Consider the following 8,505-nt stretch of genomic DNA (forward strand, 5'->3'; position numbering starts at 1 on the left):
GAAGAACGGCATCAGACTGGTGCAGGAGTAGAGCAGCATGACGGAGCTGGAAAAACAGTTGCTGAGCGCATTAGAGCAGCTACAGCAGGACTACTCGAAAAGGCTGGACGAGTGGGAGAACGCCTTCGCGGAATGGCGGACGATGTCTGGGCTTATGCAACGGGAGAACGCGGCGCTGAGCGAGCGCGTCACGGGCTTGAGCAGGCAGGTGCAGAGTTTGAGCGAGCAGCTGCGCCGGTTGTCGAGCGGCTGAACGCCGTCGAGCTGCGTCAGCAGCATGAGCGGGAGCTACAGCACCAGAAAATGCTGGAAGCGGAGCGGGTACAGCGACAGAAAACCTATAACGGACCCACCCTTGGATAAGGGTAAAAAAAGAGTGGATTAAAGGCTGCCTTCTTTTCCCTGATTCCGGCCGGGCCTGCCTGCACTGGCTAAACCCCTAAAACCGCGTAATTCCCAGCACGGGTGTGGCTGATAACCTGTTTTCACTGTCATATTTAATTGCCGGCTCTCTGATCGGTACCGGCTGACTGTTTGTGCATCTTTTTGCGGACATTCTGACTCTCGGTGTCCGTTTTTTTTGTTCAAAATCCGCCTTTAGTGACAACATTCGCTTGAAACTATCCGCCATTCACCTTCGTGCATAGTCATGCAGTCGCGCAAAAATTATCAGCGTGGATTTTTGCGGTTTTGGGCGGGGAAGGTGCCGGGTTCTGGCCCGCACGCGCCAGGATCGCGCTGAGGGCGTTTTCGCGATGCGGGCAAGAACTCTTATGTTAAATCAGAGTGGCCGGCAGACACGGAATATCTCGCTATGGCTGCGCTTATGTTCGGGAAGAATATGCCGATAACTGTACATGTCCTGCACCAGGGACTGTCCGTTCTAATCCACTGTGATGCTGTATGCATTGCTCCCGTACTCCCGTGTGCGGGAGCTTTTTTTTCTGCTGTCGGGTCAGATAATGAAAAAGGCCACACAAGGCGGCCCTTTTCCAGAGAAATGAATCAGTGCGGGATTTCAGAGACTTCTTTAACATCAGTTTTATTGATTTGCTGTTTGACGCCATTTGCGTCTGTATAGCCCAGCAGGCCCGTGTCTGATTCTTCAGGCTTACCGTCGCTGATAATCGTACGTCCGTCGTTGGTGTGAATGGCATAGCTTGTGCGCGTGCATCCGGTCAGGGCTGAAAGCATAACTGCCGCTGCGAACACTGAAACAAAAATCTTTTTCATGGCCAGCTCCTTTTAACCGTATCAGTTGTCCAGTTCACTCATGTTGCTTATTTTATCGCGGTTTATCTGACTGTATCTTCCGGTTGTTGCGTCTTTATAAGACACCAGGCCGGTATCATTATCGATTTCAGGTTTGCCGTCTGTAACGATAGTGCGGCCATCCGTTGTTTTGATTTGCTGATTTGAAGAGCATCCGGCAGCAGCAAACGTCACCAGCGTGACCATGATGGTCGCCAAAAGCATTTTTTTATTCATGATAGATTCCCTGCTTAAAAGTAAAGTGGATATGGTCACTAACCCTCTAAGTATAGGTCATTTTTCTAGGCGAAGAGAGGCTGGAAGGCGGCCACCATCATGAGTTCGGCAATGCACTCTTATGTTGAATCTGACCATACATGCTCCTGACGTTACGACTTCAAAAAACCTTAATGCTGCATGTCAGACCGCTGTCACGTTACTGTCGGGTTATGATCGTGGTCGCGTAGGATCACGCGGGCAACACTGGGCGCTGACCACCTTCCATTCGGAGACAGGAAATGAGTGATACCAACAAATTCAGATCGCTGCGTCTTGCGCGCGCCTGGTCCCAGGGGCAGCTTGCCGAACTGTCCGGGATGAGCGTACGCACGGTTCAGCGTATCGAGAACGGCGATCAGCCAAGCCTCGAAACACTGAGCGCCCTGGCTGCTGTATTTGAGGTGAGCGTGGCGGATCTTTCCGGCCCTAACGCGCTTGGCGATGACGCGCTTGACCAGAAAATTGCCGAGGCAAAGAGCAAAATTGCTGAGGAAGGCCGTTTTTACCGATCGGTTATTACGGCTATCGTCGTCTGCGCGCTGCTGCTTGTTCTTAACCACTTTACGGCTCCGGCCAGCGTATGGTCATTGTGGGTTGCGGGGATCTGGTGTGCGCTACTGGTTATTAGTGGCATGAGGACGTTTGTTTTTCGAGGGCTAATCAGCCGCTGGCAACAGAAGCGGCTTCGGCAGATGCTGCGACGATAACCGTAATTCGCAACAGGGATGTTATGGTAAATCAGAGTGGCTGGCAGGATAGGTTTTTAAAATAAACGTCACAGGATGAAGCAGGTCAGCTGCAATGTGGCATACTCGTTGTGTGCCACACCAGGGCATCTGAATACATAAAGCTCCCCGTGAGGGAGCTTTTTTGTGCCTGAAAACCGGCAACATAACCGGTAAAGGCATGAGGCGTCGTCTGGAACGCGGGTAACTGAGATGCCTGAAACCTGGTAATAATCTGTGACGCTTTTTCTGCCGCTCCCCGGCGGGGAGCTTTTTTTCGCGCCTCACGGGGGCAGCAAAAAGAAAGCTCCCGCTATCACAGTAATATATAACGCTACATAAGGAGTAGCCGATAACCATGGCAGTCCTTACATTATCCGAGCTATCTGATGCATATGCTTTCACTTAAAAATATGTTCTCCCTGAACCGCCAGCGATCAGCCATTTCGTATGACGCCATTTGTCAGAATAAGCCTGTCATTGAATTCAGTCCGGAGGGGGTGATACATAAAGCCAGCCCGCTTTTTCTCTCCACTATGGGGTACAGGGCTGATGAAATAATCGGTCACCACCATCGTATATTCTGCCCACCCTCGCTGGTAAATTCACCAGAATACAGCCAGTTCTGGCAGCGCCTTGCCAGGGGCGAAAGCTTTAGTGGCAAGTATCTGCGGCTGGCAAAGGGAAATCGTTCCGTATGGCTTGAAGCCAGTTATATCCCCGTTACTGACCGGCGCGGCCGTGTGACCAGAGTCATTAAAATTGCTGCCGATATTTCTGAGCGCGTGCATTCTGCGCTTGAGCAGGAAGCAGTCGTAAATGCCATAAACCGTTCTATGGCCATCATCACCTTCAATCCTGAAGGGATCGTGCTTGAAGCAAATGAAAATTTCGTCAATGCCACTGGCTATAAGCGGGATGAAGTCATCGGTAAGCATCATCGTCTGTTTTGTGCCGAGACGCTCTACAAAAGTGATGAATACCGACAGTTCTGGGAGAGGCTGAATCAGGGTGAGTTTTTTTCTGGTCAGTTTCCACGTCTTAACCGTCAGGGAGATCCTCTGTGGTTCCATGCAACTTATAACCCTGTCTTTAACAGTGACGGGCAGCTTTATAAAATTGTGAAATTCGCTACAGATGTCACGGCTGATGTCCTGCGAAACCAGAGAGAGCAGGAGGCTGCTTTGCATGCATGGGATATGGCCGTGCAGACCCGAGGAAGTGCGCAGAACGGTGCCAGTGTTATTGAAAATAGCATCCTTATGATTGACAGAATTGCTCAGGGGATGGGGGCTGTCTCCACCGATGTCTCTCGGCTCAACAATCAGTCTGAAAGTATTGACGATATGGTGGAAACCATCCGGAAGTTTGCCATGCAGACAAGACTTATTGCACTGAATGCCGCGATTGAAGCAGCAAGGGCGGGCGCATCCGGAAGAAGTTTTGCGGTTGTTGCCGCAGAGGTGCGTAATCTTGCGGCGAGCGTCAGTAGCGCGACTGAAGAAATTGAGCAAGTCGTGGCCAGCAACAGTCAACTGGCCAAGGATGTTCTCAGTGGCATTGAAAACAGCCTGATGAACACCCGGGAAGGGGGTACACTCATGCGCGAAGCGGGTGAAGTGATGACCAGCATTCAGAGGAATGCTGCAGGGGTTGAGACTGCGGTTAAGGATGTCGCCATTTCAGTTAAAGCCGGATAGGCCATGGTGCATATCTCCACCACTGGCCGCGTTCAATGCGGGAATGGCGCCTGTATGCCTGTTCTGCTGCCACCGCCACTTAACACTGCTGACTGAGATACCTGAAACCTGGTATTAATCTGTGACGCTTTGTCTGCCGCTCCCCGGTGGGGAGCGTTTTGCGCGCCTCACGGGAGCAGAAAAAAAACGTACCCGCCGGGGTGCGAAAGCTGTTCATCATGTTCCGTGCAGAGCGATGACAGAGAGTCGGCACGGAGTAGTACCATTCCGGGCCGGGTCCAAGTTCTTTTTGTTAATTTTATCTTATAAATCATTTATATAAATCAAAATAATTATCACTGCGCGTGACGCTTTCTGATGCATCTTTTTCTGCGCCTGCGCAATAGCACTTTTATGTTAAAAGTGTGACGCCCGGCGGGTATGAAGAAAAAAGATGCCGGCTTCGCTTATGTGCGCGCAGAGGAGGCCGATACCCAGAGTGTGCCTCACCAGGGGCGCATGGAACGATACTGCTGCTGTCTGTGCTGAAGGCTCCCGCTGCGGGGAGCCTTTTTTTGCTGCCAGCGCCTGCTGTGGCTTTGCGGAAGCGCGTTCTTGTTGCACACTTAAAGAGTGCCGTTCCATGCTGGTTTCGGCACGTTGTTGTGTATTTTGAACGCGCTACGTCGTTCAGCCCGCTGCGAAAGATGGCGGGTTTTTTACGATCGTAATTCAGCTCAGGCTTCGTAAACCCGGCCACTTCTTCGTAATCTCCTGCAGTTCGCGTTCCAGTTCGCCGATCCAGTCTCCATTTTTGTCGTTCTGCGAGCTTTTGTCGTCGCTGGTGCCGCCGTCTGTAGATTCTTGCGGTGATTCCCGGTCGTTCTCGTCGCGTGTCATCTGTGTTTCTCCCGCTCTGTACCGGAATATTGTCGGCCGCATAAGGAAAGTGTTCAGTGATCTTACGCATCATTTTTCAGCGGAACGGGAGCTGCAGGGCGCGATTTGAGATTGCTGTGAGGAAGGGCGTAACAGGGATGTTATGGTAAATTAAGCTTCATCAGGGCCTATGTATGGCGCTGCAAGTTTTTCTAGCGTTTTATGGCAAGTCATTACTATGGCTGATAGCTCAATCAGCAATTGCTCGTCAGTAGTGATGTCCATTGCCTTGCTTGCTGCATCTTGTATCTGCCTGTAATGGTTGATTATTTTACCCTCTTCCATAGACATTCCCCTTACCATAAATTTTTCCTCTAATAATGGTGAGCAATAAATGTTAGCACCTCTTTTGAAGGCACTGTCGCAAGAATGTTGTGGTAAATTATTGATTCTTGGATCGATACAGTAGAAGGATTTTTTGTGGAAATTTTGCTTCCTCGAGATATTACCAATGCAATTCTTGTAGGGAAAAAAACCAAAAACTCAAGAGTTAGCAAGAATGACGGAAGCGAATTTTTCTTTACTCTGCCACATCTAAGTGCGGACTTTCCTGAGGGGAAGGTGATTTTAAAGCTAGGTGATTCGGGCTATTACAATCAATCTAAGCAAAAATTAGAAGGTGCTTATGGAATCAGGCACATATGGGACAAGCATCGATCAGAAATCGGGGCAACTTGTGCTGAGGATATCGTTAAGTTCTTGGAAAATATTTTTCTGACTGGCGCACAGGTATTGCTAGACCCCCGAAAGGGACCAAACAAAGTGATTGTGGTGGAATCAGGGACTGGGATGATGATTGTGGAATTGAAGAAGCCTCAGAATGAAGACGCTTACTACAGCATCATTACTGCGTATGACAGAAAAAGTCATCCTGGGACAATACTGCACACCCTTCCATGAAAAAAGCCGACTTAAAAGTCGGCTTTTTTTCGTAATTTTTGTTGTTCGTGGCATTCCCTTAGCACTAGGGTTCGGGACAGGCCTTTCGACCTTAACAACTTATTGCCGGTATCTGGTTGCCGACAAGTAGCGTACAAATATGTAATCAATCCAGAAATCAGATTACATACCAAGCCCTTCTACACTGGCAATATTAGAGTTGTATTAGTCGGTTTTTTTAGCAAAAAATGCTATCGACATGGCTTTGATGAAAGCCGAGTAAGGGTATTAGTGCATTGACACTATTAAGAGTGAAGGGTAGTCTCAGAAGCGAAAAAACCGCCTGGGGAGGCGGCTTCTTCGCGGTTGAGCAGTTGGGGAACTGAACAACCGAGGTAACAGTCTTGTGCGAGACATGTCACCAAATCTGTCCTTCCAGTGTAGCCTCAGTAAGGCCACCACTTCAAGAACTCTCAATACATCTCTCGCACATCCTGTTTACCAGTGGCCGTTGCCAATGGCGATTAGTCGTGTCTTTCCGGATTGGATTCAAGATGATAGTTACCGGATAAGACGCAGCGGTCGGACTGAACGGGGGGTTCGTGCAAACAGTCCAGCTTGGAGCGAACTGCCTACCCGGAACTGAGTGTCAGGCGTGGAATGAGAAAACGCGGCCATAACAGCGGAATGACACCGGTAAACCGAATGGCAGGAACAGGAGAGCGCACGAGGGAGCGACCCATCGGAAACGGTGGGGATCTTTAAGTCCTGTCGGGTTTCGTCACCGCTGCCGGATTCATGGTTGAGCTCAGGCTCCCACAGATGCACCGAAAAAGTGTCTGTTTATGAATTCCGGCAGGGGGGCGGAGCCTATGAAAAAACGGCAACGCCGCATCCTTTTTCCGGCCCTTTTTAATTTGATGGCAGCTTGCTTGCCCCGTTATCTGTGAGCCGGTAACGCCCGCCGCAGTCTCACGGCGGGAGCGTAGCGACCGAGTGAGCGAGGAGGCGTCATTTCGCCTTCACCGACATGTTGTACTTACGCCACGCAACCACATTTTCTCCTGCCACATTGAAGCACTTTCATAAATTACCACTCCGCCGTAACATATTTAGCCAGTATACACTCCGCTAGCGCTGCGTGACTGGTTCAGGGCTGCGCCCCGAAACCCGCTAAAAGCCACTGACGCGCCTGCGGCTTGTCCAACACCACGCCGTTCGGGAAAGAATTTCCCGCCCGTCCCGGCGTTATCAGGAGGACGGATTGGCAGACAAACGCAGCAAAATGCTCACGATGTGGGTAACGGAAGACGAGCACCGGCGCTTGCTGGAGCGCTGCGACGGTAAGCAGCTCGCAGCCTGGATGCGGCAGACGTGTCTGGACGAAAAGCCCGCTCGCGCCGGCAAACTTCCCTCGATCTCGCCGGCGCTGCTTCGGCAGCTTGCCGGCATGGGTAACAACCTCAATCAGATTGCCAGGCAGGTTAACGCCGGTGGCGGTAGCGGGCACGACCGCGTACAGGTGGTCGCCGCACTGATGGCCATCGATGCCGGACTCGAACGGCTTCGCCAGGCAGTGCTGGAAAAGGGGGCAGACGATGATCGTTAAGTTTCATCCCAGAGGGCGCGGCGGCGGCGCCGGTCCGGTGGATTATCTGCTGGGTAAAGACCGGCAACGCGACGGCGCCAGCGTTCTGCAGGGGAAGCCGGAGGAAGTCCGGGAGCTTATTGACGCCTCGCCCTACGCCAAAAAGTACACCTCCGGCGTCCTGTCCTTTGCGGAACAGGATTTGCCGCCCGGCCAGCGTGAAAAACTGATGGCGAGCTTCGAGCGGGTTCTGATGCCCGGGCTCGACAAAGATCAGTACAGCGTGCTGTGGGTTGAGCACCAGGACAAGGGGCGGCTGGAGCTGAACTTCATCATCCCTAACACGGAGCTGCTGACCGGCAAACGGCTCCAGCCGTATTACGACCGCGCCGATCGTCCGCGCATCGATGCCTGGCAGACCATAGTGAACGGCAGTCTGGGAATACACGACCCGAATGCGCCGGAGAACCGGCGGGCGCTTGTCACGCCGTCTGCGCTGCCGGAAGCGAAGCAGGAGGCCGCCCAGGCGATTACGCGCGGCCTGCTTGCCCTTGCCTCATCCGGGGAGCTGAAAACCCGTCAGGACGTCACTGAGGCGCTGGAAAGCGCAGGTTTCGAGGTGGTGCGCACCACGAAAAGCAGCATCAGCATTGCCGACCCGGACGGGGGGCGAAACATCCGACTCAAGGGAGCCATCTATGAACAGTCTTTTAACGCTGGCGAAGGACTTAGAGCAGAAATCGAAAGCGCAGCAGCAGACTACCGGCGAGATGCTGAAAGCCGCATTCAGCGAGCACGAGAAGTCTGTCAGAGCGGAACTGAGCGAAAGCGAGAAGAGAATCAGCGCCGCCATCCTCGACCACGACAGGAAGCTGTCCTCAGCCATGAGCCAGCGCACGAAAGGCATGGTGCGTATAGTCAGCCAGACGTGGCTGACCATCGTCCTGGTCTCCGCGCTGCTGATAGCCTCGAGCGCGGGTATTCTGTGGTGGCAGGGGCAGCAGATGCTCGACAATTACACGAGCATCCGGCAGCAGAAGGACGCGCTGGAGAAGCTGAACGCCCGGACGTGGGGCGTGAGGTACCAGGAAGACAGCCAGGGGCGCTTTCTGGTGCTGCCGGAAGGCGTGAAAGCGGACACGAACTGGACGTTCGACAACGGCAG

General features: G+C 52.4%; 9 protein-coding genes and 1 pseudogene. 6 read left to right on the forward strand and 4 right to left on the reverse strand.

The genetic code is table 11. From position 1 onward, the window contains the following. The first annotated feature begins 37 nt into the window (after nt 1-37). The gene (locus tag PVE98_RS24330; protein WP_045619171.1) at nt 38-253 is read left to right on the forward strand and encodes an MbeD family mobilization/exclusion protein; all 216 of its coding nucleotides are present in this window, start codon (nt 38-40) and stop codon (nt 251-253) included. A gap of 752 nt (nt 254-1,005) precedes the next feature. On the opposite strand, the gene PVE98_RS24335 is transcribed toward PVE98_RS24330, so the two are convergent. Both PVE98_RS24335 and PVE98_RS24340 read right to left on the reverse strand, forming a co-directional pair. Further along, on the reverse strand, nt 1,006-1,233 hold the full coding sequence (locus PVE98_RS24335) for a YgdI/YgdR family lipoprotein (protein WP_063617429.1): 228 nt from the start codon (nt 1,231-1,233) through the stop codon (nt 1,006-1,008). A 21-nt stretch (nt 1,234-1,254) separates the two neighbouring features. Then, nucleotides 1,255-1,488 (reverse strand): YgdI/YgdR family lipoprotein, encoded by a 234-nt coding sequence (locus PVE98_RS24340; protein ID WP_063617428.1) that lies wholly within the window; start codon nt 1,486-1,488, stop codon nt 1,255-1,257. A 281-nt stretch (nt 1,489-1,769) separates the two neighbouring features. Between PVE98_RS24340 and PVE98_RS24345 the strand changes: the two genes are divergently transcribed. After that, nucleotides 1,770-2,237 (forward strand): helix-turn-helix domain-containing protein, encoded by a 468-nt coding sequence (locus tag PVE98_RS24345; protein WP_117253896.1) that lies wholly within the window; start codon nt 1,770-1,772, stop codon nt 2,235-2,237. Between the two features lie 413 nt (nt 2,238-2,650). Further along, complete coding sequence (locus tag PVE98_RS24350; protein WP_117253899.1) at nt 2,651-3,955, forward strand: PAS domain-containing methyl-accepting chemotaxis protein; 1,305 nt, start codon at nt 2,651-2,653, stop codon at nt 3,953-3,955. A gap of 711 nt (nt 3,956-4,666) precedes the next feature. Here PVE98_RS24350 and PVE98_RS24355 read toward each other — a convergent pair. Both PVE98_RS24355 and PVE98_RS24360 read right to left on the reverse strand, forming a co-directional pair. Then, the gene (locus tag PVE98_RS24355) at nt 4,667-4,834 is read right to left on the reverse strand and encodes a hypothetical protein (protein WP_157844808.1); all 168 of its coding nucleotides are present in this window, start codon (nt 4,832-4,834) and stop codon (nt 4,667-4,669) included. Nucleotides 4,835-4,984: 150 nt separating this feature from the next. Further along, complete coding sequence (locus PVE98_RS24360) at nt 4,985-5,158, reverse strand: hypothetical protein (protein ID WP_159224022.1); 174 nt, start codon at nt 5,156-5,158, stop codon at nt 4,985-4,987. A 135-nt stretch (nt 5,159-5,293) separates the two neighbouring features. Between PVE98_RS24360 and PVE98_RS24365 the strand changes: the two genes are divergently transcribed. The 3 genes and pseudogenes from PVE98_RS24365 to PVE98_RS24375 all read left to right on the forward strand — a co-directional run. Further along, nucleotides 5,294-5,773, forward strand: a complete 480-nt coding sequence (locus PVE98_RS24365; RefSeq protein ID WP_117253897.1) for a hypothetical protein — start codon at nt 5,294-5,296, stop codon at nt 5,771-5,773. A 1,264-nt stretch (nt 5,774-7,037) separates the two neighbouring features. Then, nucleotides 7,038-7,361 (forward strand): MobC family plasmid mobilization relaxosome protein, encoded by a 324-nt coding sequence (locus tag PVE98_RS24370; RefSeq protein WP_179133778.1) that lies wholly within the window; start codon nt 7,038-7,040, stop codon nt 7,359-7,361. Further along, nucleotides 7,351-7,716: pseudogene (locus tag PVE98_RS24375) on the forward strand (relaxase/mobilization nuclease domain-containing protein); the annotation flags it as partial. The gene PVE98_RS24370 and the pseudogene PVE98_RS24375, both read left to right, overlap by 11 nt. Nucleotides 7,717-8,505 lie beyond the last annotated feature (789 nt).

Origin of the sequence: Pantoea sp. GABEPS69 (genome assembly GCF_045780835.1) — a bacterium.
Classification (GTDB): domain Bacteria; phylum Pseudomonadota; class Gammaproteobacteria; order Enterobacterales; family Enterobacteriaceae; genus Pantoea; species Pantoea septica.

What these genes read in the sequence shown, in the direction of transcription:
- PVE98_RS24370 (WP_179133778.1), top strand. Translation starts at nt 7,038, where the DNA reads ATGCTCACGATGTGGGTAACGGAAGACGAGCACCGGCGCTTGCTGGAG.
- PVE98_RS24330 (WP_045619171.1), top strand. Translation starts at nt 38, where the DNA reads ATGACGGAGCTGGAAAAACAGTTGCTGAGCGCATTAGAGCAGCTACAG.
- PVE98_RS24340 (WP_063617428.1), bottom strand. Translation starts at nt 1,488, where the DNA reads ATGAATAAAAAAATGCTTTTGGCGACCATCATGGTCACGCTGGTGACG.
- PVE98_RS24355 (WP_157844808.1), bottom strand. Translation starts at nt 4,834, where the DNA reads ATGACACGCGACGAGAACGACCGGGAATCACCGCAAGAATCTACAGAC.
- PVE98_RS24335 (WP_063617429.1), bottom strand. Translation starts at nt 1,233, where the DNA reads ATGAAAAAGATTTTTGTTTCAGTGTTCGCAGCGGCAGTTATGCTTTCA.
- PVE98_RS24350 (WP_117253899.1), top strand. Translation starts at nt 2,651, where the DNA reads ATGCTTTCACTTAAAAATATGTTCTCCCTGAACCGCCAGCGATCAGCC.
- PVE98_RS24345 (WP_117253896.1), top strand. Translation starts at nt 1,770, where the DNA reads ATGAGTGATACCAACAAATTCAGATCGCTGCGTCTTGCGCGCGCCTGG.
- PVE98_RS24360 (WP_159224022.1), bottom strand. Translation starts at nt 5,158, where the DNA reads ATGGAAGAGGGTAAAATAATCAACCATTACAGGCAGATACAAGATGCA.